The sequence below is a fragment of the Pseudonocardia ammonioxydans genome, from assembly GCF_900115005.1.
Taxonomy (GTDB): Bacteria; Actinomycetota; Actinomycetes; order Mycobacteriales; family Pseudonocardiaceae; genus Pseudonocardia; species Pseudonocardia ammonioxydans.
The window spans coordinates 39,444-62,624 of record NZ_FOUY01000011.1 but is presented as its reverse complement, the minus strand read 5'-3'; the positions used below and the strand labels follow the sequence as shown (position 1 = coordinate 62,624).

Annotated in this window: 25 protein-coding genes; 10 read left to right on the top strand and 15 right to left on the bottom strand. The window is 72.7% G+C overall.

The features are described from left to right. Window positions 1-201: 201 nt before the first annotated feature. From BM093_RS12740 to BM093_RS12720, 5 genes are read left to right on the top strand one after another with little or no spacing between them, the layout of a single operon-like run. Window positions 202-1,458, top strand: coding sequence for a sensor histidine kinase (locus tag BM093_RS12740; RefSeq protein ID WP_342742988.1), 1,257 nt, complete (start codon window positions 202-204; stop codon window positions 1,456-1,458). Further along, window positions 1,458-1,895: a roadblock/LC7 domain-containing protein gene (locus tag BM093_RS12735; RefSeq protein ID WP_093342021.1), complete on the top strand. Its 438-nt coding sequence runs from the start codon at window positions 1,458-1,460 to the stop codon at window positions 1,893-1,895. The genes BM093_RS12740 and BM093_RS12735 overlap by 1 nt, the downstream gene beginning before the upstream one ends. Window positions 1,896-1,912: 17 nt before the next feature. Then, entirely contained in the window at window positions 1,913-2,290 is a 378-nt protein-coding gene (locus BM093_RS12730; RefSeq protein WP_093342018.1) for a DUF742 domain-containing protein, read from the top strand. Further along, window positions 2,265-2,924 (top strand): GTP-binding protein, encoded by a 660-nt coding sequence (locus BM093_RS12725; RefSeq protein WP_093342015.1) that lies wholly within the window; start codon window positions 2,265-2,267, stop codon window positions 2,922-2,924. Before BM093_RS12730 ends, BM093_RS12725 begins: the two co-directional genes overlap by 26 nt. Further along, a complete protein-coding gene (locus BM093_RS12720; protein WP_093342012.1) occupies window positions 2,917-4,146 on the top strand; it encodes a styrene monooxygenase/indole monooxygenase family protein in 1,230 nt (409 codons plus the stop codon). The genes BM093_RS12725 and BM093_RS12720 overlap by 8 nt, the downstream gene beginning before the upstream one ends. A gap of 81 nt (window positions 4,147-4,227) precedes the next feature. On the opposite strand, the gene BM093_RS12715 is transcribed toward BM093_RS12720, so the two are convergent. Next, window positions 4,228-4,884 carry an FG-GAP repeat domain-containing protein gene (locus BM093_RS12715; RefSeq protein WP_143105358.1) on the bottom strand — a complete coding sequence of 219 codons (657 nt, stop codon included), beginning with the start codon at window positions 4,882-4,884 and terminating at the stop codon, window positions 4,228-4,230. Window positions 4,885-5,050: 166 nt separating this feature from the next. Here BM093_RS12715 and BM093_RS12710 point away from each other — a divergent pair, with 166 nt between their 5' ends. After that, entirely contained in the window at window positions 5,051-5,848 is a 798-nt protein-coding gene (locus tag BM093_RS12710) for a class I SAM-dependent methyltransferase (protein ID WP_093342007.1), read from the top strand. 21 nt (window positions 5,849-5,869) lie between these two features. Here the strand turns inward: BM093_RS12710 and BM093_RS12705 are convergent, their stop codons facing one another. Both BM093_RS12705 and BM093_RS12700 read right to left on the bottom strand, forming a co-directional pair. Then, window positions 5,870-7,150, bottom strand: coding sequence for an ArgE/DapE family deacylase (locus BM093_RS12705; protein WP_093342004.1), 1,281 nt, complete (start codon window positions 7,148-7,150; stop codon window positions 5,870-5,872). 147 nt (window positions 7,151-7,297) lie between these two features. Continuing rightward, the gene (locus BM093_RS12700; protein WP_093342001.1) at window positions 7,298-8,251 is read right to left on the bottom strand and encodes an AraC family transcriptional regulator; all 954 of its coding nucleotides are present in this window, start codon (window positions 8,249-8,251) and stop codon (window positions 7,298-7,300) included. A gap of 82 nt (window positions 8,252-8,333) precedes the next feature. Between BM093_RS12700 and BM093_RS12695 the strand changes: the two genes are divergently transcribed. Together BM093_RS12695 and BM093_RS12690 are read left to right on the top strand one after the other, a co-directional pair. Then, window positions 8,334-8,753, top strand: a complete 420-nt coding sequence (locus tag BM093_RS12695) for a pyridoxamine 5'-phosphate oxidase family protein (protein ID WP_093341998.1) — start codon at window positions 8,334-8,336, stop codon at window positions 8,751-8,753. A gap of 390 nt (window positions 8,754-9,143) precedes the next feature. Then, window positions 9,144-10,124: a glucosyl-3-phosphoglycerate synthase gene (locus BM093_RS12690; RefSeq protein ID WP_093341995.1), complete on the top strand. Its 981-nt coding sequence runs from the start codon at window positions 9,144-9,146 to the stop codon at window positions 10,122-10,124. A gap of 349 nt (window positions 10,125-10,473) precedes the next feature. Here the strand turns inward: BM093_RS12690 and BM093_RS12685 are convergent, their stop codons facing one another. The 7 genes from BM093_RS12685 to BM093_RS12655 form a co-directional block, all read right to left on the bottom strand. Beyond that, window positions 10,474-11,802, bottom strand: coding sequence for an MFS transporter (locus tag BM093_RS12685; RefSeq protein ID WP_245773489.1), 1,329 nt, complete (start codon window positions 11,800-11,802; stop codon window positions 10,474-10,476). A 61-nt stretch (window positions 11,803-11,863) separates the two neighbouring features. Beyond that, complete coding sequence (locus BM093_RS12680; protein ID WP_093341990.1) at window positions 11,864-12,628, bottom strand: urease accessory protein UreD; 765 nt, start codon at window positions 12,626-12,628, stop codon at window positions 11,864-11,866. Next, window positions 12,625-13,305 (bottom strand): urease accessory protein UreG, encoded by a 681-nt coding sequence (gene ureG, locus BM093_RS12675; RefSeq protein ID WP_093341987.1) that lies wholly within the window; start codon window positions 13,303-13,305, stop codon window positions 12,625-12,627. Before ureG ends, BM093_RS12680 begins: the two co-directional genes overlap by 4 nt. Then, window positions 13,298-13,966, bottom strand: a complete 669-nt coding sequence (locus BM093_RS12670; protein ID WP_093341984.1) for an urease accessory protein UreF — start codon at window positions 13,964-13,966, stop codon at window positions 13,298-13,300. Before BM093_RS12670 ends, ureG begins: the two co-directional genes overlap by 8 nt. Window positions 13,967-13,980: 14 nt before the next feature. Beyond that, window positions 13,981-15,690 carry an urease subunit alpha gene (locus tag BM093_RS12665; protein ID WP_093341981.1) on the bottom strand — a complete coding sequence of 570 codons (1,710 nt, stop codon included), beginning with the start codon at window positions 15,688-15,690 and terminating at the stop codon, window positions 13,981-13,983. Further along, on the bottom strand, window positions 15,687-16,139 hold the full coding sequence (ureB, locus tag BM093_RS38170; RefSeq protein ID WP_093341978.1) for an urease subunit beta: 453 nt from the start codon (window positions 16,137-16,139) through the stop codon (window positions 15,687-15,689). The genes BM093_RS12665 and ureB overlap by 4 nt, the downstream gene beginning before the upstream one ends. Further along, window positions 16,136-16,438, bottom strand: coding sequence for an urease subunit gamma (locus BM093_RS12655; RefSeq protein ID WP_093341976.1), 303 nt, complete (start codon window positions 16,436-16,438; stop codon window positions 16,136-16,138). Before BM093_RS12655 ends, ureB begins: the two co-directional genes overlap by 4 nt. Before the next feature lie 129 nt (window positions 16,439-16,567). Between BM093_RS12655 and BM093_RS12650 the strand changes: the two genes are divergently transcribed. Next, entirely contained in the window at window positions 16,568-17,926 is a 1,359-nt protein-coding gene (locus BM093_RS12650) for a DUF2252 domain-containing protein (RefSeq protein ID WP_093341973.1), read from the top strand. 44 nt (window positions 17,927-17,970) lie between these two features. On the opposite strand, the gene BM093_RS12645 is transcribed toward BM093_RS12650, so the two are convergent. Further along, window positions 17,971-19,578: a GMC family oxidoreductase gene (locus BM093_RS12645; RefSeq protein ID WP_093341970.1), complete on the bottom strand. Its 1,608-nt coding sequence runs from the start codon at window positions 19,576-19,578 to the stop codon at window positions 17,971-17,973. A gap of 210 nt (window positions 19,579-19,788) precedes the next feature. Between BM093_RS12645 and BM093_RS12640 the strand changes: the two genes are divergently transcribed. Then, the gene (locus BM093_RS12640) at window positions 19,789-20,394 is read left to right on the top strand and encodes a dihydrofolate reductase family protein (RefSeq protein ID WP_093341966.1); all 606 of its coding nucleotides are present in this window, start codon (window positions 19,789-19,791) and stop codon (window positions 20,392-20,394) included. Window positions 20,395-20,403: 9 nt separating this feature from the next. On the opposite strand, the gene BM093_RS12635 is transcribed toward BM093_RS12640, so the two are convergent. From BM093_RS12635 to BM093_RS12620, 4 genes are read right to left on the bottom strand one after another with little or no spacing between them, the layout of a single operon-like run. Next, on the bottom strand, window positions 20,404-21,414 hold the full coding sequence (locus BM093_RS12635) for an amidohydrolase family protein (protein WP_093341960.1): 1,011 nt from the start codon (window positions 21,412-21,414) through the stop codon (window positions 20,404-20,406). A gap of 1 nt (window position 21,415) precedes the next feature. Next, window positions 21,416-21,940 carry a 3-hydroxyanthranilate 3,4-dioxygenase gene (locus BM093_RS12630; RefSeq protein WP_093341956.1) on the bottom strand — a complete coding sequence of 175 codons (525 nt, stop codon included), beginning with the start codon at window positions 21,938-21,940 and terminating at the stop codon, window positions 21,416-21,418. After that, entirely contained in the window at window positions 21,937-22,374 is a 438-nt protein-coding gene (locus BM093_RS12625) for a RidA family protein (RefSeq protein WP_093341952.1), read from the bottom strand. The genes BM093_RS12630 and BM093_RS12625 overlap by 4 nt, the downstream gene beginning before the upstream one ends. After that, window positions 22,371-23,168, bottom strand: a complete 798-nt coding sequence (locus BM093_RS12620) for a 2-keto-4-pentenoate hydratase (RefSeq protein ID WP_093341948.1) — start codon at window positions 23,166-23,168, stop codon at window positions 22,371-22,373. Before BM093_RS12620 ends, BM093_RS12625 begins: the two co-directional genes overlap by 4 nt. Between the last annotated feature and the right edge of the window lie 13 nt (window positions 23,169-23,181).

Genomic DNA, 23,181 nt, shown 5'->3' with positions numbered 1-23,181 from the left:
AGACCCGGTGTCGACATTCCCCGGCCGTTCTGCTTCCATAACGCGGGCTCCCCGGAGAATGACCGGTCAGACACGCACGGTCACGGCCAATACATACCGTCACGACCAAAGGTGAGGCGCATGGCGACGCGCGCACGCGCTCGTGAACTCTTCGATCGATCACGTGTGTTGCTGGGTCGCTCACGTGTCGCAGCAGCACAGATGCTCGACCCGCAGCGGAACCAGCCGGCCCCGCTGCGGACCATCGAGGCCGCTCCGGCGCCGTTCGGCGCACCGGAGTACCCCGCGGCCCCGAGCTCCCCCGGCCTCCAGGACCTCCAGGACCTCCCGGCCGTTCCCCCCGGGGCCGCGCCGGACGGGTCGCTGATGGACGTGTGCGCCAGCATCGCGCTGCGCGACCTCAACCTGATCGACACGCTGCTGTCCAACCTCGAGGCGATGGAACGCGGCGAGGACGACAGCCACCGGCTGGACCAGCTCTACCGCCTGGACCACCTGGCCGCCCGGCTCCGGCGCAACGCCGAGAACCTGCGCGTGCTGGTCGACCACGACGCCGACGAGGACAGCGGGGACACCATCTCCGTCCTCGACACCGTGCGCGCGGCGATGTCCTCGATCGACCAGTACGCCAAGGTCAGCATCGGCCGGGTGGCGTCGCTGGGCGTGGTGGGCTTCGCCGCGAACGACCTGAGCCGGGTCATCACCGAGCTCCTCGACAACGCCACCCAGCACTCCCCGCCGAGCGCGGACGTGCGGGTCAGCGGGCACCTCACCGAGCAGGGCAGCGTCCTGATCCGGATCGAGGACGACGGGATCGGCCTCCCCGCGGACCGCCTCACCGAGCTCAACGACCGGCTCTCCCGGTCGCAGCGGCTCGACGACGTCGCGGTGCGGCACATGGGCCTGGCCGTGGTCCGCCGGCTCGCCGAGCGGCACGGGCTGCGGGTCTCGCTCGACCACCGGATGCCGAACGGCACCACCGCCACCGTCCTCGTCCCGCCGTCGCTGGTGACCGAGCTGCCCGAGGGGAGCTGGTCCGGCGCGCAGACCGTCCCGTCCACCAACGGACGGCACCACTTCCGTCAGCCGCCCCCGCCCGAGCCGGCCCCGCTGTCCGACACCGGACCGGTACCGGCCACCCCGCCCGGCGGGCTCGGGCACAACGACGGTCCGCCGCTGCAGCGCCCGGCCGCCGAGCCGTCGGCCCCGCGGCCGTCGCCGACGCCCCGGGCCCCGGCGTCCCCCGCGGTCGCCGGCACGACCTCGACCGGGCTGCCCCGGCGCGTGTCGCGCAGCATCAAGCCGGGCGCGACCGGCGGCGAGGCGCCGGGCGCCGCGTTCGACGCCACCGCCGAGGACGCCCAGGACCAGTTCCTGGCCGACCTCGACGGCTTCACCGACGGTGAGACCGCGGCGCACGCCCACGACGCCGGTGCCGAGGACGGAGACTCCAAGTGATGTCCGAGACCGCCTCCGCCCCGCAGGAGTTCGGCTGGCTCGTCAACGAGTTCGTCGGTCGTGTGCACGGCGTCACCCACGCCCTGGTCATGTCCTCCGACGGGTTCCCGCTGACCGCATCGGAGTCCGTCTCCACCGACGACGCCGAGCAGCTCGCGGCGATCGCCAGCGGCCTGCTGAGCCTGGCCCACAACAGTGCCGCGCTGTTCGACAAGGGCGGCTGCGAGCAGATCATGATCCGGATGACCCACGGGTACTTCCTGTTCATGGGCATCGGCTCGGGCGCCGGGCTCGCGGTGCTGACCGCGCCCGGCTGCGACATGAAGGTCGTGGGCTACGAGATGACCCAGTTCGTGCGCAACGCGGGTCACGTGCTGACCCCCGAAGTCCGTGCCGATCTGCGCCGCGTGCTGTCCGCACGCCGGGCGCAGGCCTGACCCGGGAGGTGACCACCATGCCGTCCGACACGCCGCCCGACGGGCGCGCGCGAGCGCGCAGCAGGCGGATCCGCCCGTACACGCTGACCGGGGGTCGCACCCGGGCCCGGCACGAACTGCTGGTCGAGGCGCTGGTCTCGGTCCCGGAGTACGACCCGAGGCTGCCCGAGACGCTGATGCCCGAGTCCCGCATGCTCTACGAGCACGCGCGCTCGCGGGCCTCGATCGCCGAGCTGTCGGTGGCCATCGCCGCCCCGCTCGGCGTCGTCCGCGTGCTGATCAGCGACCTGGTCTCCCAGGGCGCCGTCTACGTGCACGCCACCGCGCACACCTACCAGCACGACCGCGAAATGCTCGGAAGGATCCTCGATGGCCTCCAACGGCTTCCGGTCTGAAGCACCGGCCGTGGCCCCCGGCAGCGCTCCCCACGACCAGTCCGCACCCCACGGCCGGGAGACCGTCTCCGCGAAGATCGTGGTCGCCGGAGGGTTCAGCGTCGGCAAGACGACGTTCGTCGGCTCCGTCTCGGAGGTCCCGCCGCTCAACACCGAGGCGTGGATGACCGAGGCCGGGACCGGCATCGACGAGCCGGTCGACGCCGAGAAGACCACCACCACCGTGGCGATGGACTTCGGCCGCATCACCCTGCACTCCGATCTGCTGCTCTACCTGTTCGGCACCCCGGGGCAGCCGCGGTTCTGGTTCCTCTGGGACGACCTGACCCGCGGCGCCCTCGGCGCCGTCGTCCTCGTCGACACCCGCAGGCTGGAGCGGTCGTTCGCCGCGATCAACTACTTCGAGAACGACTCGGAGCTCCCCTTCGTGGTCGCGGTGAACACCTTCGACGGGGACCTGCACCACGACCTCGACGACGTCCGCGAGGCGCTGGCGCTCCCCGCCCACGTCCCCCTGTTCACCGTCGACGCCCGCGAACCCGCGTCGACGGTCGAAACCCTGCGCCGGCTCGTGTCCTACGTGCTGTCGCTGGGCGAACTCTCACAGCCAGGAAGGCCACGAACACATGCCTAAGGTCCTCATCGTCGGAGCGGGCCAGTCCGGACTGCAGCTCGCACTGACCCTGCGGGAACACGGCTACGACACCACGCTGATGAGCGCCCGCACCCCCGACGAGATCCGCCGCGGGCGGGTCATGTCCACCCAGTGCATGTTCGGCGACGCGCTGCAGATCGAGCGCGACCACGGGCTGAACCTCTGGGAGGAGGAGACCGTCCGGGTCGAGGGACTGGGGGTCTCGATCGCGGGCCCCGACTCGACCCGCGTGCTGGACTGGGTGGGCAAGCTCGACGAGTACGCCCAGTCGGTGGACCAGCGGGTCAAGATGGCCGGCTGGCTGGAGCTGCTGGAGAAGCGCGGCGGCAAGGTCGTCACGCACGGCGTCACCACCGCCGACCTCGACCGGCTCACCTCCCTCTACGACCTGGTGATCGTCGCGGCGGGCAAGGGCGAGCTGGTCCAGCTCTTCGACCGCAACCCCGAACGCTCCCCCTACACGCGTCCCCAGCGGGTCCTCGCCCTGGCCTACGCCCACGGTGCGCCGCCGCGCCCGGAGCACCCCGAGTTCCGCGCGGTCCGGTTCAACGTCATCCCCGAGGTCGGCGAGCTGTTCGTCATCCCCGGCTCCACGCTCAGCGGCAACTGCGAGATCTTCTTCTTCGAGGGGCTCCCCGGTGGCCCGCTGGACTGCTGGGACGACCGGCCCGGCTCGCAGGAGCAGTGGGACCGGATGCGCGAGATCATGAAGAAGTACCTGCCGTGGGAGTACGAGCGGGCCCGGAACGCGACCCTCACCGACCCGCTGGCCGCGCTCGCCGGCGGCTACACCCCGACCGTCCGGCACCCGGTCGGCGAGCTGCCCTCGGGCGGCGCCGTGCTCGGCATGGCCGACGTGGTCGTGGCCAACGACCCGATCACCGGTCAGGGCTCGAACAACGCCGCCAAGTGCGCGAAGTTCTACCTCGACTGCATCCTGGAGCGCGGTGACGGACCGTTCGACCGGGAGTGGATGAACGCGACGTTCGAGCGGTACTGGGACTACGCCCGGCACGTCACGGACTGGACGAACGCCATGCTGGCGCCGCCGCCGGAGCACGTGATGAACATCCTCGGCACGGCGCAGCAGAACGACACCGTGGCCCGGCGCTTCGCGAACGGTTTCAGCGACCCGTCGGACTTCCAGCACTGGCTGATGGACCCGGCCAAGACCGCGGCCTACCTGGCCGAGGTGTCCTGACCCTCCGGTCCCCACGGGTACGGCGGCGCCGGCATCGGTTCCGATGCCGGCGCCGCGCCGTATCCCCCGCACGTCCCCCCGTCAGTCGGCGGGCGCGCAGCCGGCCGGATCGACCTGCAGCAGCGGGTCCGTCCGGGGAACGCGCTGCACCGGCACCACGGAGGTGGGTGTCGCGGTGCCGTTCGCGACGGTGAGCGCCGTGCGGGTCCCGCTGTAGGTGTTCGGGTCCGCCGAACCGTCGTCCAGGCGGGCATCGACCAGGACGACCTGCCGGCCGTCGTGGTCGGCGAGGCAGCCGTGCCCCGCGATCGCCGAGGCGCCACCGCCCTCGCTCACCGTCCACGGGGCACCGCCCGGGTCGGTCATCTGCCGCAGCCCGGCCCCGGGCCCGAGACCCCACAGCGTGGAGGTGACGGTGTTGGCGCCGACCGATCCCGGCACCAGCACCTCCGCGCGGCCGTCGGCGTCGAGGTCGACCGCGCGCGGCGCCAGGCCGCGGGCGTTGCCCGGAACGGTCGCGTCGACGAACCGGTCGGCGAGACCGACGCGCAGCAGCATGGACTCCGGCGTCACCTGCACCAACGTGACCGGGTCCGCCCTGCCGTCGCCGTCCAGGTCGGCCTCCGTGCGCGCCTCGTCGGACGGAGGTGCCGCCACGGCCCCGCCCGGGACGAGGAGCGCGCCCCCCAGCACCGCCCACAGCACCGCCGCCACCGCGTGCACGCTCTTCCTGCTCATCTCGACCCCCCGATCCGGGACACCGGACGTGTCCCCGCTCACAGGGGACGATGCGTGGGAGCGGCCACCGGATGGCCCGATGTGACGAGAGTCACTTCTCGTCGTGCGGTCGACTCGACCCGCGTGGCCCACGCGCGCGGCCGCCGGTACGCGGATGATGACGGCCATGGTGCGCAGCGGCGGGTACCTGCTCGACAACCGGCAGCCCCAGGCCGGCGTCCGTTTCGACGCGCTGACCGAGCTGTTCGATCCGTGCACGTTCCGGCACCTGACCCGGCTGGGGGTCGCCGACGGGTGGCGCTGCTGGGAGGTGGGCGCCGGCAGCCGGTCGGTGCCGGCCTGGCTGGCCGCGCGCACCGGCCCGCGCGGCCGGGTGCTGGTCACCGACATCGACCTGTCCTGGCTCGACGGCCCCGGCGCCGACGACCTGGAGATCCGCAGGCACGACGTCGGGACCGAGCCGCCACCCGCCGCCGACCTGGACCTGGTGCACACCCGGCTGCTGCTCACCCACGTCCCGCAGCGGGACCGGGCACTGGCCTCGATGATCGCGGCGCTGCGCCCGGGCGGCCGGCTGCTGGTCGAGGAGGCCGATCCGGGACTGCAACCCCTGCTCTGCCCGGAGGACCGCACGCCCGAGGAACAGCTGGCCAACCGGCTCCGGCGCGGGTTCCGCTCGTTGCTGGCCGGGCGCGAGGCCGACCTGGCCTACGGGCGGACGCTCCCCCGGCGGCTGCGCGAGCACGGGCTCACCGAGGTCGGCGCCGACGCCTGGTTCCCGATCAGCGCGCCGGCCTGCACCGTGCTCGAACGGGCCACGGTCGTCCAGATCCGCGAGCAGCTGGTCCAGCACGGCATCGCCACCGACGCCGAGATCGACCGGCACCTGGCCGCGCTCGACGCCGGCCGGCTCCCGGACCTCGCGACCGCGCCGATGGTCTCCGCCTGGGGCACCCGGGTGTGAGCCCCGGTCCGGCGCGCACGCTCAGCCGTCGATCGGTTCCACGCCGCACCACTCGGCGACGAACAGCGCGATCGCGGTCGTGATCCGCCGGACCGACGCGATCTCGACGCGTTCGTCGAGGCCGTGGATGGCCTCCGAGACGGGCCCGTAGACCAGGCACGGCATGTTCCCGTAGAGGGTGAACACCCGGCCGTCGAGATAGCCGGGCGTGGTGAAGGACTCCAGCTCACGGCCGAAGACCCGCTCGTGCGAGCAGGCGAGCACGGCCTCGGCCTCGGTGCCCTCCTCCAGCACGTAGCCCTCGGCGAAGAAGCCGGACGGGGTGGCGACGACGGCGTCCGGAAGGTCGATCTTCGCCGCCGACCGGGCGAGTACCTGCTGGATCTCGGCCCAGGCGTCGGCCGCGGCGACGCCCGGGTAGAGGGCCGCGCGCACGGTGAACGTGCACTGCGCGGGGACGCTGGAGGGCCAGTCGCCACCACTGATCATGCCGAAGTTGAGGTTGATCGGGTGCTCGGTGTCGGCGAAGTAGGGGTGCTCGTCCTTGCGGGCGTTCCACTCCGCCTCGAGCACGCGCAGGTCGTTCATCACCGAGTAGGCGGCGTCGATGGCGTTCTGCCCGCTGCCCATCTCCCGCAGGTGGGCGGGGACGCCGCGGACGGTCACGTCGAACCACAGCACGCCGACGTTGGCCCGGACCAGCTTGTCGTCCTCCGGCTCGGGGATCACGCAGGCGTCGGCGGTGTAGCCGCGCAGCAGGGCGGCCAGCGAACCGTTGCCGGTGCACTCCTCCTCCACCACCGACTGGACGTGGATCCGCCCGGTCGGCCGCAGCCCGGCCGCGGTCAGCGCGCCGAGCGCGAACACGTTCGCGCCGATGCCGGCCTTCATGTCGGCGCTGCCGCGCCCGTACATCCAGCCGTCGACCACGCACGCGTCCCACGGCGACCGCGACCAGTACGCGGGCGGGCCGGTGGGGACGACGTCGACGTGCCCGTTGAGGATCAGGGAGCGGCCCCGCTCCACCGGCGGGGTGTAGGTGCCGACGACGTTCTCCAGACCGGCCGGGTCGACCGTGGTCGGGCCGTACCCGACGTGCGCCCGCAGCTCCGGGGAGTCGATCACCCAGCGGTCGATGTCCAGCCCCGCCTCCGACAGCGTCCGCTCGACGAGGTCCTGGGCGTCCGCCTCGCCGGCGCGCAGGCTCGGCAGGCCCACCAGCTCGGCGGTCCAGGCGAGCTGGGCCTCGAAGCGCTCGTCCACCGCGGCGGTGATGCGTGCGGCGGTCTCGGGGTCGAGCATGCGGATCGTCCTCCGTCCGGGGTCGGAGCCGCTGCGGGCCCGGATCCACGCTCGTCGTCCGGCGGGTGGGCAGCAAGAGGACACCGCACAGAGTTGCCGGGGCCGGGGGTGTGCAGGTCCACAACCGGCCCGGTCCCGCTCCCCCGGCTACGTCGCCTCGCCGACGGGGCTCCGGCGGAACTCGCTGGGCGCCACGCCCCGGACCCGCTTGAAGGCCGCGCTGAACCCGAAGGCGTCCGAGTAGCCCACGGTGCGCGCGACCTCGGCGACCGTGGCCTGCGCGCGCTCGGTCAGCAGGTCGGCCGCCAGGGTCATCCGCCAGCGGGTGAGGTAGGTCAGCGGCGGTTCGCCGACCAGGTCGGTGAACCGTTTCGCCAGGGTCGCGCGCGACACCCCGGCCCGGCAGGCCAGCTCGGCGACGGTCCAGGGCGCTGCCGGTTCCGCGTGCAGCAGCCGCAGGGCGTGACCGACGACGGGGTCGTGGTGCGCGGTGTACCAGGCGGGCGGTGCACCGCCGGGCCGGTCGAACCACGCGCGCAGGCAGCAGACCAGCAACCAGTCCAGCAGCCGGTCGAGGACGACCTGCTGGCCCGGCGCGTCCACGGCGACCTCGGCGGCCAGCAGGTCGCGCACCGCACCGGCGGTACCGTCCGGGTCGATCCGCAGGACGCCGGGCAGTGCGTCGAGCAGCCGCCTGCCGATCTCGCCCCGCACCGGGTAGGCACCGACGACCAGCGTCGTCGCCCCGGTCGCGCCGGGCGGACCGCCGTCGTTCCAGCCCAGCCGGTGCCGGGTGCCGCCCTGCTCGGGCGTCGCGCAGAACGCGCCGCAGTCGACCGGCTCGACCCGCACGGCGCCGGGCCCGATGGCGTCGACGAAGCCGAACGGCGCAGGCCCCTGCACGATCACCGTGTCACCGGCGGCCAGGTGCTCGGGCGGGTGCCCCTCGGGGACGAGCCACCCCGCCCCGTCGAGCACGGTGCACAGCGTCAGCGGGGCACCGTCGACGAAGCGCAACGACCAGGGCGCCGTCAGCGTCGAGCTGCCGAACAGCGAGCCCTGCGCCCGTACCCCGCGGAACAGGTCACCGAAGGCGTCCACCCCGGCGATGCTAGACGCTGACACAGCTGTTCCGGCTTCTCACCTATGGCTCCGTCCGAGCGGCCGGCGTTGACTCGCCGGTATGCAGACCGACACCACCCCGACCGTCGAGGATCTCGAGTTCCTCGCCCGTCCCCTGCTCGGCTTCCTCACCGTCGCCGCCGGTCCGGTCCCGGCGCAGCCGCGCCCGGTGTGGTTCGACGCCGCCCCGGACGGGACGATCCAGTTCTTCACCCCGTCGGTCTCCCCGAAGCTGCGCCGGCTGCGCCGCGATCCCCGCGCCTCGCTCGTCGTCGCCGCCCCGGCCGAGGAGCGCGAACGGTGGGTGTCCGTCACCGGGCACACCACCGTCGAACCCGACGGCGCCCACGAGCTCGCCGCGCGGCTCGCCGCCCGCTACTGGGACCTCGCCGACCGGGCCGACGACCTCACCGCGCTCCTGGCCGAGGACCACGTCCGCGTCGTCCTGCATCCGGAGCAGGTGCGCCGCGCCGCATTCTGATCCGGGTCACGCCGGCGCCGCGTCCGGCGTCGACCCGTGGCAGGGGGTGCCGTGGCCGCGACTTCGGCAAGAACACCTGGCACGGCCTCGAGCTGGTGCGCCACTGCGATCGCTTCGTCGAGACCGGATGGCCGGTTCTGGCAACCCTGTCCCACAAGGGCTTCATCGGCGAGACGCGGGGTGTGGAGCTCGACGGCCACTTCGAGGGGGACCCTCGCGGCAACCGCGATCGCCGCGTGGCACGGTGCTCGGGTGTTCCGTGCGCACGACGTGTCCGCGACCCGACGTGCCCGCGACATGCTGGCGTCGATCAGCGGACGGCGCCTGCCGACGAGGACCGTCCGGGCCCTGGCCTGAGCGAGACCGGTGGTCCGCGAGAGGGGAGACGACGTGGACGGCCGACCGTCGTGGTTCGACCGCAACACCTGGCGTGCCTCGGACCGGACAACCGACCTGACGCCGGCGGCGATGCGGGACCAGAGCATCTCGGTGGTGCTTCCGGCTCTGGACGAGGAGGCCACCGTCGGCCGGCTCGTCTCGGCCCTCCACCCGCTCACCGAGGGTGAGACGCCCCTGATCGACGAGCTCGTCGTCATGGATTCCGGGTCGACCGACCGCACGCGGGAACGGGCCCGGGAAGCGGGCGCCCGCGTGCTCGACCGCCACGACGTGCTCCCCGGCATCGAGGTCCGGCCGGGCAAGGGTGAGGCACTGTGGCGAGCAGTGGCGGCCACGTCCGGGGAACTCGTGGTGTTCCTCGATTCCGATCTGGTCGACACCGATCCGGTGGCGTTGGTGACCGGGCTCCTGCAGCCGCTCCTGGCCCAGCCGTCGGTCCAGCTGGTCAAGGGCTGCTACCGCAGGCCGCTCCGTATCGAGTCGGAGACGACGGCGGAAGGCGGCGGGCGCGTCACCGAACTGCTCGTCCGGCCGCTGCTCGCCGCGCTGCACCCGGACCTGCGCTGGATCATCCAGCCGCTCGGCGGGGAGTATGCCGCCCGCCGTGAGCTGCTCGAGTCACTGCCGTTCGCCGCCGGGTACGGCGTCGAGATCGGGTTGCTCGTCGACACTCTCGCGCACCACGGCCTGGACGCCATCGCCCAGGTCGATCTGGGAGTCCGGAAACACCGCAACCGGTCCGTCGTCGAGCTCGGGGTCATGGCGCGTCAGGTGCTCGGCGCATTGCTCCGCCGGACCGGGTCCGGTGTCGCCGACCTGGGAGAGGCCATCGTGCAGTTCGAACGGGCGGCCGGGGACTGGCGACCGGTGGTCACCGAGGTGGACGACGGGGATCGCCCCCCACTGACTGCTATCGGCGTAGACGCGGTTGCCGGTAGGCATACCGGACCGGTGCAGCCGAGATCCACCTGAGCTTCTGCCCACCGCAGCCGTTCCGGGCGTCCTCGACCCCGATGGCCGAGTCGTACTCCCCCGAGTAGCAGTTGCCGAGGATGGTCGGCGAGGACCTGTCGCCGGATCCTGAAATCTGACCCCCTGGCGTAGAAGCCGAGATCCCGAAAGGGGTCAATTTTCAAGATCCGTTGACAGGACCGGGCGCCGATCCGGACGTCGACCCCCGCCCTGGGCGAACTGCGACCGGATCGCGGTACCGATGTTCTCGAACGGCGTGTTGCCGGCACCCGGCCACGATGATCATCGTGAAGCACGTCCGCGTCGCCCTGCACCCGCAGCGATGTGCCGCGCCGCGTTCCGACCCGGGTCACGCCGGCACCGTCCCGAGACGGTCGGGGGCCGGTACCTCGCCGGGCGGGTCGAGGCCCCGAAACACCGGGACGAGCAACGCCACGACCGCAGCCGTCCCGGCCAGGACGGCCAGCACGACCCCCGCAGCACCCAGCCCGGCCGCCGAGGCGACGGCGGCGATCGGCGCACCGGTCGCCGCCGGGGCGGCCAGAACCAGCGTGTTCTGCGCCCCGAGCACCCGGCCGCGCATCGCATCCGGGGTCGCCTCGATGATCAGCACACCGAGCACGGCCCCGACCGGGGCATTGGTGAATCCCACCAGCGCCGCCGCGGCGAGCACCAGCCACGGTGCGGCCAGGCTCCCGGCCAGGGCGATCCCGGCCCCGAAGCCGAGCATGCCGAACACGAACCAGGTCCGGCGCCGCACCCGCCCCGCCAGCGCCGCGTACAACGCCGAGCCCGCGATGCCGCCCCCGGCCAGTGCGCTGAGGGTCAGCCCGGTGAGGGCGGGAACACCCGCGGCGACGTAGTACGCGGGCAGCACCGTGGTCTGCAACGACACCACGACCGCGACCAGCACCGCCGAGAACAGCGTCGCCCCCAGTACCAGCCGGTCGGCGGCGAGGAACCGCCAGGACGCCACGAGATCGGCGACCGCACCGCGCACCCCACCGGCCCCGCTCTCCCCCACCGCCCGCGGCGCGACCGCTCCGACCCGAGGGTCGAGCAGCCCCGTCGTCGCCGCCGCGAGCAGGCTCGTCACCGCCGTCACCACCAGCACCACGGGTGTCGGACCCAGCACCCCGACGAGCACCCCGCCCACGCCGGGCCCCGCGAGGGCCAGCACGTTCCCGACGTTCTCCCGGATCGCGACGAGCCGGTCCAGCCGCCCCGGCCCGTCGCCACCGAGCCGAACCAGTACCGGCAGCACCGTCTCCTGCGCCGTCGTGCCCGGCACCCGGATCACCGCGCCCAGCACACCGAGGACCAGGAACCAGACCAGGTCGAGCCCCCACAGCAGGTCGACCAGCGGCAGGGCCGCCACCGACACGGCGGCGAGCACGTCCGACACGATCGTCACCGTCCGGCGGTCCACCCGGTCGACCAGCAGACCCGACACCAGCCCGGTTGCGGCCGACGCCGCGGTCGTCACCGAGGCGAGCACCCCGGCGGCGAGCACGTCACCGGTGCGTTCGAGCACCAGCAACGGAAGCACGACCGCGGCGATGCCCTTGCCCAGCAGCGACAGCCCGTAGGAGGTCAGCCAGATCACCGGGCTGGCCCGGATCCCGGGGGCACGCATCGCCGGCGCGGACCGGTCCGGTCGTCGATCCGTCCTGGGCATCGTGTCCTTCCGGTCGTCCGCCCGTGTCGGAGCCAGGAGACGCGGTGCCGCAGCGGCACCCTCAAGCCGCTGTGCGGCAGGTCACCGTGCGGGCCGGCCGGGTTTGTCCGACCAGGCGCCGCCACCGGGCCCAGGTGGGTTCCAGGGCGTCCTCGGCGAGGTGGGCGTGGTCGGCGAGCTCGCGCCGGAGCGCCCCGGGCCCGTCGAGGGCCGTCTCGTGCGGGTCGGCGAGCTCGTCGGGCCGGATGCCCAGCAGCGTGGCGGTCGCGAGCACCCGGCGGGTCCCGAGGACGGCGGGCGAGCCCCGCAGGACCGGGTCGGTGAGGTCCAGATCCTCGGCCTGCAGCGGGCGTCGGTCCCGGACGGCGGTCAGGGTCGAGCGCAGCGCGCCGCCGCACTCGTTGCTGCGGCCCAGCACGAACGTTTCCCGGAGCAGGACCGCGGCACCGGGTTCCAGGTCGATCCCGGTGTGCCGGTGCACGTCCGCGCCGTGGGCGACGACGAACGGCGCCGCGCCCCACACCAGCGAGCCACCCGCCTCGACCCGCACCGACGCCGTCCAGTCCGCGCGGCCGCCGCGGGCGTCGTAGGCGACCGTCCCGGAGGGCTCCACCAGCTCGAGGGCGGCCCCGGCACCGACCTCGACCTCCAGCCGCAGGTGGTCCCCGGCGAGCAGGGACGCGCAGGCGGCGACCAGCGCCACCCGCGGGCCGGCACCGGAGCCCAGCAGCCGCGGCCGCAGGTAGGTACTCGCCGTGAGCTCCCGGATGCGGGTGCGCGCACCGTCCTGCTCGACGACGATCCGGGCGGGGGCGTCCCGGGTCACGGGTGGGCGTGGGTGTGCGGCGCCATCGGCCCGGGGTCGTGGGCGACGTGCCGCCCTGCCCGGTAGCCGGCGACGACCTGGCGCACCCAGTCGGAGAGCCGCACGATCGAGGCCGGGTCGTTGCGGCTCAGTGCGAGCACCGGGAACCCGTCCCGGACGGCGACGGCGTCGCTCACCATGCGGTCGACGTCGACCTCCACGTACGGGGCGAGGTCGGTCTTGTTGATCAGCAGGAGGTCGGCGCGCTCGATGCCGGGACCGCCCTTGCGGGCCACGTCCCCGCCGCCGGCCACGTCGAGGCAGAAGATCTGGGCGTCGACCAGCCCGGGGCTGAACGTGGCGGTGAGGTTGTCCCCGCCGCTCTCGACCACCACCAGCTCCAGCGGCGCGAACGTGGACTCCAGGTCCTCGACGGCGAGCAGGTTCGCGGTGATGTCGTCGCGGATCGCGGTGTGCGGGCAGGCCCCGGTCTCCACCGCCTTGATCCGCTCGACGGGCAGCACCTCGGCCGCGCGGAGCAGCCGGGCGTCCTCGTCGGTGTAGATGTCGTTGGTCACCACGGCCATCGACAGCTCGGCGGACAGCTCCCGGCACAACGTGGCGAGCACCGTGCTCTTGCCGGTGCCGACCGGGCCGGCCACGCCGAGCCGGAACGGGCGGGTGGGGTGCTCAGGCAACGAAGATCCTCCTCGAGCGGGACGCGTGGTCGAGCGAGTACTGCTCGACCAGAGGGGCGGTGGTGGCCGGCATGGTGTCCGGGCCGGTGCAGGTCAGGGCCCGCGCGACGATCTCCTCCAGGGTGGGCCCGGCGTCGAGCAGCCAGCGGGTCGCGTCGGTCGGGTCCACGGGCAGCAGCTTCAGCGCCGCGGCCGCGACCGTCTGCGCGTCGTCGTAGAGGCTCGCCCGCGCGACCTGGGCGTCGGACATCCCGACGGCGGCGCCGACGACCCCGAGCGCCACCGGTCGCAGCGGTGGCGCGCCGAGGGAGTCGAGCGCGGCGACGGCGGGGTGTTCGGGCCACAGCCGCCGGGCCAGCCGGGCGAGCCCGCGGCCCAGCAGCTCGGAGGCCGTGCGGGCCGGTGCGCTGGGCATTCGGGCCCGCAGCGCGACCTGCACCTCGTCGACGTCCGCGCCGGCGGTGCGGCAGCGGCGCAGCGTGAGCACGGCGGCGGTCGCCTCGACCAGCCCCACGGTGCGCAGCCGGGCCTCGAGGTAGCGCGGGACGTCGTCGGGTCCCGCCCCCGCGGCCAGCGCGGGTTCGAGCCCGCCCGAGTGGGCGTGCCCGCCGGTGGGCAGCCGCCCGTCGGCGAGGAGCAGGGCCCCCAGTTCGGCCGGCATCGTGGGTCCGTTCCTCAGAACATCGTGTAGCGCTGCGCGAGCGGGACCTCGCTGACCGGCTCGGGCCGCACCCGTTCACCGTCGATCGCGATCGCGAACGTCTCCGGGTCGACCTGCAGGTCGGGCAGAGCCGTGTTGTTCGGCAGGTCGGCCTTGGTCAGGCCGCGGGTCGGGCGGACCGCGGTGAGCCGCCGGCGCAGGCCCAGCCGCTCGCCCAGCCCGTCCTCGATCGCGAGCGGGGACACGAACGTCGTCGCGAGCCGGGACGCCGACCCGGGGGCGCTCGGCAACGCCGGCCGGAGGAAGACCGGTTGCGGCGTGGGGATCGCCGCGTTCGGGTCGCCCAGCGCGGCGCTCACGATCGCGCCACCCTTGATCACCGAGGACGGCCGGATCCCGAAGAACGCCGGGTCCCAGAGGACGAGGTCGGCCATCTTGCCCGGTTCGACGGAACCGATCTCGTGGTCGATGCCGTGGGCGACCGCCGGGCAGATCGTGTACTTGGCGACGTAGCGGCGGGCCCGCTCGTTGTCGGCGGGCAGCGAGCCGCCCAGCGACCCGCGCCGCTGCTTCATCACGTGCGCGACCTGCCAGGTGCGGCAGATCAGCTCACCGATCCGGCCCATCGCCTGGGCGTCGGAGGAGGTGATCGAGATGGCGCCGATGTCCTGCAGGATGTCCTCGGCGGCCATGGTCGTCCCCCGGATCCGGGACTCGGCGAACGCGAGGTCCTCGGGGACGCGGGGGTTGAGGTGGTGGCACACCATGAGCATGTCCAGGTGCTCGGCCTCGGTGTTGACCGTGTGCGGCAACGTCGGGTTCGTCGAGGCGGGCAGCACGTTGGACTCGCCGGCGACGAGGATGATGTCGGGGGCGTGGCCGCCACCCGCGCCCTCGGAGTGGAACACGTGGATCCCGCGGCCGGCGATCGCGTCGAGGGTGTGCTGGACGTAGCCGGTCTCGTTGAGGCTGTCGGCGTGCAGGGCCACCTGCAGCCCGAAGTCGTCGGCCGCCCGCAGGGCCGCGTCGATCGCCGCCGGGGTCGCGCCCCAGTCCTCGTGGACCTTGTAGCCGCCGGCCCCGGCGCGCGCCTCCTGCTCCAGCGCCTCGGAGCTGACCGTGCTGCCCTTGCCGAACAGGATGACGTTGAGCGGGATCTCGTCCAGGGCGCGGTGCATCATCGCCAGCGACCACGCACCCGGTGTGACCGTGGTGGCCTTGGAGCCCTCGGTGGGCCCGGTCCCGCCGCCGATCACCGTGGTCGTCCCGGTGGCCAGCGCCTCGCGCATCTCGATCTCGCTGAGGAAGTGCACGTGGGTGTCGACCGCACCCGCGGTGAGGATCTTCCCCTCGCCGGCGATCACGTCGGTGCTCGGTCCGATCAGGAGCTCGGGGTGGACGCCGTCCATCACGTCCGGGTTGCCGGCCTTGCCCACCGCGACGATCCGGCCGTCGCGGATGCCGACGTCGGCGCGGACGATCCCCCAGTGGTCCAGGACGACGACGTTGGTCACCACCACGTCGAGCGCGCCCTGGTCGCGGGTGGTCAGGCCCTGGCCCATCGACTCGCGGATCGTCTTGCCGCCGCCGAACCCCGCCTCGTTCCCGCCGAAGGTCAGGTCCTGCTCGACCTGGATCCAGATGTCGGTGTCGCCGAGGCGGACCTGGTCGCCTTCGGATGGGCCGTAGAGCTGTACGTACTCCCGGCGGTCGATGCGGCTCACGGCTGCCTCCCGTCGTCGTCCGGTCCCGGTTCCGCCGGCTCGTCGCTGACCCGCACCCGCCGGCCACCCGCCCGCGGGCCCTGCGTGACCTCGCTGCCCGGCGCGCCGAAGGGCACCACCGGCCGGGGTTCGCGCCCGTGCGTCGGGAGCTCGTCGCCGGCGTGGATCTGGAGGCCCGGCACGTACTTGCGCCCGCCCAGCTCGACGATGTCGACGGTGCGGCTGACCCCCGGCTCGAACCGCACCGACGTGCCCGAGGGGATGTCGAGCCGGTGGCCGGCGGCGCGGTCCCGGTCGAAGCTCAGGGCCGGGTTGGCGTCCGGCAGGTGCAGGTGCGACCCCAGCTGGATCGGCCGGTCGCCGTCGTTCACGATCACCAGCGAGTCCGATGCCGGGCCGGTCTCGAGCTCGGCCGGCTGCCCGGCCACGCGCACCTCGCCGGGGATCACTGGATCGGCTCCGTGATCGTGATGAGCTTGCGCCCGTCCGGGAAGGTGGCCTCGACCTGGACGTCGTGGATCATCTCCGGCACGCCCTCCATGACGTCGTCCCGGCTCAGCACGTGCCGGCCGTCGTTCATCAGGTCGGCGACCCGGGCACCCTCCCGCGCGCGTTCGAGCGCCCAGCACGACAGCAGCGCGAGCGCCTCCGGGTGGTTGAGACGCACACCCCGGTCCAGACGGTCACGGGCGACCATCCCTGCCACGCTCAGCAGCAGTTTCTCGGTGTCGGACGGAGTGAAGTTCATCGGTCACCGCCAATCGCAGAGCTGATCATGACCGTAACACCGGGTGACCGGGGCGGCTCGGTGTGCGGAGCGCTGCCGGATGCCGTTTCCCCGCCGGTCCCGCGCCCTGGCGGGTGCATCATCGAGGGCATGGCACCGTTGGCCGAGATCCTGTCCGCGACCGACCCCGAGCGGCGGTCCCGCTGGATCGTCGACACCCTGGTCGAGGCGTTCGCCGACCTGATGTCGGCCGCCCCCGAGGCGTTCCGGGTGAAGTTCCGCAAGATGGCCGCGGACCCGTTCGCCTTCTACCGGGGCAGCGCCCCGTTGTTCTACGCCGATGTGGCCACCCTGGCGGATCCGTGGGTCGACGAGCGCACCAGCCGAGTCTGGATCCAGGGGGATCTGCACGCCGAGAACTTCGGTACCTACATGGACGGCGACGGCGTCCTGATCTTCGATGTCAACGACTTCGACGAGGCCTACCTCGGGCACTTCACCTGGGACGTGCAACGGCTGGCCGCGAGCATCGCCCTGCTGGGCTGGCGCAAGGCCATCCCGGATGCCGGTATCGACCAGCTGGTCGCGGGCTACGCCCGGGCCTATGTGGACCAGGTGCGGCGGTTCGTCGAGGCGCGCGAGGACGAGCACGACCACGCGCTCCGCATCGACAACACCGCCGGGCCGGTCCACGAGCTGTTGCTGCGCTCGCGGTTGAGCAGCCGGCTCGGGCTGCTCGACGCGGTGACCGAGACCGAGGGCTACGACCGAGTCTTCCGCCACGGGCCGGGGGTCCGCCGCCTCGGGGACGCCGAGCACGCCACGGTCGTCGAGGCGTTCGGCCGGTACCTGACCACGATCCCGGCCGACCGGAGGCTGCCCGACCCGGCCTACGTGATCAAGGACGTGGTGGGCCGCAGCGGGTTCGGTATCGGCAGCGCCGGCCTGCCCGCCTACACCGTGCTCATCGAAGGCCTCAACCAGGCTCTGGACAACGACATCGTCCTGTCGATGAAGCAGGGCAACGTGGCCGCCCCGTCGCGGGTGGTGACCGACCCGCGGATCGCGGACTACTTCCGGCACCACGGGCACCGCACCGCCGTGTCGCAGCGAGCGCTGCAGGCCCACACCGATCGGCTGCTGGGCTCGACGGAGATCGACGGGGTCGGCTACGTGGTCAGCGAGCTGTCCCCCTACGCGCGGGACCTGGAGTGGGACGAGCTCACCGAGCCCCGGGACATCGCACCGGTGCTGGACCACCTGGGACGGGCGAGCGCGAAGATCCACTGTGTCGCCGACGCCGACAGTGATCAGAGCCTGGTCGGGTTCTCGACCGAGGAGGCGATCGCGGCCTCGATCGGCGACCGCGACGACGAGTTCGTCGGCTGGGTCTGCACCTTCGCCCGGGAGTACGCCGCCGTCGTCCGCGACGACCACCGCCGGTTCGTCGACGCCTTCCGGAGCGACGCGATCCCCGGTGTGCAGGCCACTGCCGGGCTGGACGGCTGACGGCCGGGCCGGCGTCACCCGTACCCGTACGCGGAACTGCGCCCTCAGACTCGGGCCTCGGCAAGGATGTGGTCCGCGGCATGCCACGCCAGCGCCGCGACCGGGCCGTTGGGGTTCCCGGACACCATGATCGGCAGCACCGAGGCGTCGACGACGCGCAGCCCCGCCGTGCCGCGCACGCGCAGGAGCGGGTCGACCACATCGTCGTCGTGCGGCCCCATGGCAGCGGTCCCGACGGCGTGGTAGCCACAGGTGCCCGTGACGAGCCCGGCGTCGATGATCTCCTGGTCGGTCCGGACCGTCGTCCCCGGAGCGGTCTCGTGCGCGATCCGCTCGGCCAGCGGCGCGGTCGCGAAGAGCCGGCGGACGGCACGGAAGAGGTCCACCGACGTCGTCCGGTCGTGGGCGGTGCCGAAGTAGCCCGGGTCGATGTCCAGCGGCGCCGCCGGGTCCGCCGAGGTGATACGGACGCTGCCCTCGCTGTCGGTGCGGAGCGGGTAGGCCACGCACAGCATGCCGGGCTCCGGTTCGATCTCGATGGCCCGGCCGGGTTCGGGCGGCAGCATCGAGAACGGGGCGATCAGCAGCTGCGCGTCGGGCCGGTCGAGCTCGGGGTGGGTCTTGAAGAACCCGACGACGTCGAAGGAGGGCGAGGCCATCGGCCCGCCCCCGCTCGAGCGGTAGTCGTCCATGGCCTGCTGCCGGCCGTCCGGGGTGCTGAGCAGCCGGTTGTACCCGAGGTCCTCGGTGAGCCGGAACTGCAGGGTGAAGCCGCGGTGCTCGCGCATCCGGGCGCCGACGTTCGGGCTCTCGGCCACCACGTCGACCCCGGCCGAGGCCAGCGTCGCGCGGTCCCCGATCCCGGACAGCTGCAGGATCTTCGGCGTGGCCAGCGCCCCGGCGGAGAGGATCACCTCCCGGCCGGCGCGGTACTCGACCGGCTCCGTGTCCTGCCGCGCCCGGACACCGACCACCCGCCGTCCGTCGAACACCAGTCGCTCGACCACGGTGCCGGGGACGACGGTCAGGTTCGGCCGGTCGGCGACCGGGTGCAGGAACGCGTCCGCCGCACTGACCCGGCGTCCGTCCCGGATGGTCGCCGCCGCGTAGCCGATCCGTTCCTCATCGGACTCGTTGAGGTCCCGGGTCCGCTGCCAGCCCAGTCCGGTGCCTGCGGTGATCACGTCGTCCAGCAGCGGGTCGCCCCCGTCCACGGTCGAGACGTGCAGCGGGCCGCCCGCGCCGCGTGTGCCGGAGGCGCCCAACCGGTGGTCCTCGATCGCGGTGAAGACCGGGAGCATGTCGTCCCATCCCCAGCCGGGGTTGCCGCGGGCGGCCAGTGCGTCGTAGTCGGCACGGTGGCCGCGGTTGTAGACCATGCCGTTGACCGCACTCGACCCGCCGAGGGTCCTGCCCCGCACCCAGTACTCGACCTGCTCCGCCGGGCCGAACGGTCGGGTCGGGTAGTGCCACGCGGTGGTCGGATCGCCCAGCAGCTCGGAGAACCCGCGCGGCACCGGGATGAGCGGATGGGTGTCGCGGCCCCCGGCTTCGACCAGCAGGACGCTGGTCCCGGGATCGGCGGAGAGACGGTGGGCGAGCACGCAGCCGGCCGTCCCGGCACCGACGACGATGTAGTCGACCTCTGTCACGGGGGCTCCTCGGGTCGTCGTTCACCTCGTACGACGCCCCGGATCCACCGCGTGCGGCCGGGATCAGCGACGGGACGTCATGAGCCGCGGACCCTAGTTCCGGACGGGCAGGCTGTCGCAAACATTTCCGGCCGCGGACCGATCCGGCTCCGATGAGTTCGTGACCCTCGGCCGGTCCTCGTTCGTGACGCCCCAGGAAAGGACACCGCCATGTCAGAGCTTCTCGTCGACTTCATCACCTCCCTCGACGGCTACGCGTCGGGAGAGGGCTGGCCCGGCTTCTGGGGCCTCGAGGGCCCGGAGTACCTCGCATGGCTCGGCGAGCAGCCCGAGGTCACCTACCTCATGGGGGCGAACACGTACCGCCTGATGTCGGGCTTCGCCGCCGGCGAGGTCCCGAGTGGCCAGGACGAGTTCCGGGCCGAGGAGGAGGCGTCCGTCGACGAGCTCACGCGAGCGTCCAAGGTGGTCTTCTCCTCCACGCTCGAGAAGCCGCTGACGTGGGCCAACTCCACCCTCGTCCGCGACGACGCCGTCGAGACGGTCCGTGCCATGAAGGAGAACGGCTCGGGGCTCCTCAGCACGATCGGCAGCCTCAGCCTGTGCCGGTCCCTGCTGAAGGCCGGACTCGTCGACCGCTTCCGGGTCGGGATGTTCCCGGTGATCACCGGGGCCACGGGCACGGAACGCATCTACGACGGCTACCCGGACGTCGCTCTCGACATGATCGAGCACCGCACCTTCGACGGGGGCATCCAGGTCGTCGAGTACCGGCCACGCGTGCTCGAGCACCCGCCGCTCGGCGCCCCTGCGTGACACGGTTCGCTACCCGTCGGTGGGCCGGTCGTCGACACCGAGGAACCGTTGCGCGTTCCGGACGGTGAGGTCCGCGACCTCCGACTCGGTGAGGTGTTTCGCCCGCCGCACCACCTCGCCGACGGGACGCTCGCCGAGTGGGTACGGGTAGTCGCTGCCGACCATGACCTGCGACGCGCCGAGCGTGTCGACCAGCGCGCGCAGCGCCACCGGGTCGAACACCACGGAGTCGACGCTGAAGCGGTTCACGTACGCCGAGGGCGGCCGCTCCGACGTCGCGATCAGATCGCTGCGCTTGTGCCAGGCGTTCTCCAATCGGCCCAGCCAGAACGCGAAGGACCCGCCGCCGTGGGCGAAGCAGATCCGGAGGTCCTCCGGAACCTGGTCGAACACGCCCCCGAGGATCATTGCCATGATCGAGAGGTGTGTCTCGGCCGGCATCCCGGTGATCCACCGGGCCATCCAGCGGTCGAGCCGCGGCGAGTCCGGCATGTCCCAGGGGTGGACGAACACCGGCACCCCGCGCGACGCGGCGTGCTGCAGGAACTGCACCACCCCGGCCGAGTCGAGATCCCGGTCGCCGACGTGATTACCGATCTCCACCCCGGCGTGTCCACTGTCGACCGCACGGTCGAGTTCCGCGCACGCTGCGTCGGGGTCCTGCAGCGGGACCTGGCAGAAGGGGATGAGGCGCCCGCCGCCGGGCTCGCAGATCTCGAGCGCGAGGTCGTTGAAGATCCGGGCGATCTTGGTGGCCTCGCCCACCGGCGCGTCGTAGGAGAAGAACACGGGGGTCGGAGAGACGACCTGTGCTCGGACGCCGTCGGCGTCCATGTCGGCCAGGCGGATCTCCGCGTCCCAGCAGTCCGCCCCGATCCGGCGGAACTCGCTCGAGCCGACCATGATCATCGCGTCGCGTTCGGAGTCCAGCCTCAGCCACGGAGCGTCCGCCCCGAGGTCGGGCCATCCGCGCGGCACGTAGTGCGTATGGACGTCGATCGTCCCCGAGAACCGGTCCATCTCAGCCCTTGCCCGGGTGCAGCGTGCCGCACCGGTCGCAGGTCCGTCCGGCATCGGAGTCGTAGAACTCGGAGAACACCGGGGGCAGGTCCGCCACGATGTCGCGGACCTGGAGCTGCACCTCGTGCACCCGGTTGTCACAGTTCGGGCAGAACCAGGCGAAGCGCTCCGGCGTGCCCTCCTCGCGGATCCGCTCGATGACGATGCCGATCGAGCCGGGCTCGGGTCGCTGCGGGGAGTGGTAGACGTTGCGCGGGAGCATCCATGTGTCGCCCTCGCGGAGGTCGACGCGCTGCGGCCCGTCCTCGGTCATCAGGTTCACGTGCATGCCGCCGCGGACCTGGTAGAACCATTCCTCGTAGGGGTCGAGGTGGAAGTCGGTCCGCTGGTTGGGTCCGCCGACCACCTGGACGATGAAGTCGCCCATCGGCTCCCACATCTGCTGGTTGTTCACCGGCGGCTTCAGCAGGTGCTCGTGTTCGGTGACCCACTTCTCGAAGTTGAACACCGGCGGGATCGTGGTCATGAGCGCTCCTTCTGTCCGTCGGTCCGGGAGACGCAGGCGATCGCCTGGATCTCGATGAGCAGGTTCGGGTGCGGCAGCTGGTGGACCGCGACCGTCGTGCGGGTCGGCCCGTGCTCGTCGAAGTACTCGCCGTAGACCTCGTTGTAGCCACCGAAGTCGTTCATGCTGACCAGGTAGGCGGTGACCTGGACGAGATCGTCGAGCGTGGCACCGACCGCCGCGAGGATGTCGCGGATGTTCTCGATCACCGCACGGGTCTGGGCCCGGATGTCGAGCGTCGTGACGCCCAGCTCGTCGACCTCGGCTCCGGCGAACGTGTTGTCCGGGAGCCGGCTGCTGGTACCGGAGACGAACACGAGATCGCCCACGACCTTGACGTGCGGGAAGCGGCCTCGGGGCCGGGCCTTGCCCGGGACGACGTGCGAGCCGGTCATGCCGCTGCCCCACCGGTCTCGAAGGTGACCGTGCCGAGCCCGGCGACCTCGGCGGTGACCGTCGTGCCGTTCCCGGTGGGCAGCGCCGCGGCCGCGGTAGCCGCACCGGCCAGCACGATCGTGCCCGCCGGAAGGGCCGGCCCGTACCGGGCCGCCATCCGCGTGACCGCGCCCAACGCCTCCAGCGGGTCACCGAGGATCGCGCCGGTCGACCCGGACTCCACGATCTCGCCGTCGATCCCGAGGGTCACCGCGAGGTCCGCCACGTCCAGCCGGCCGAGGACCTCGTCCGCGGGCTGCCAGTCCCCGATCACGAACCCGGCGGCCGAGGTGTTGTCCGCGACGACGTCGGGGAGGCTGAACCGGAAGTCCCGGTAGCGGCTGTCGATGATCTCCAGTGCCGGGGCGATCCCGGCGACCGCCGCGAGCGGGTCGCAGGCCGGGTCGTCCGGGTCGATCGCCGAGCCGAGCCGGAACGCGATCTCCGGCTCGACCCGCGGATGGATCAGCGTCGTCGTGTCCAGCCGCCCACCCGCGGGTACTCGCATCGACTCCGTCAGCACACCGACGATGACGTCGGAGACGCCCATCTGCTCGGCCTTGGCCCGGCTGGTGAGCCCGAGCTTGACGCCGACCACGGCGTCACCACGCGCCGTGCGCCGCTCGATCCCGGCACGCTGGATCGCGTAGGCGTCGTCGAGCGTGATCGGCGCGGAGTGCGTCAGCTGCGGGACCGCGGTCACGCCGGTGACCGCATCGTCGAGGACGGCGGCGAGCGCCGGGGGTGAGATCACGGTTCCTCCTCGG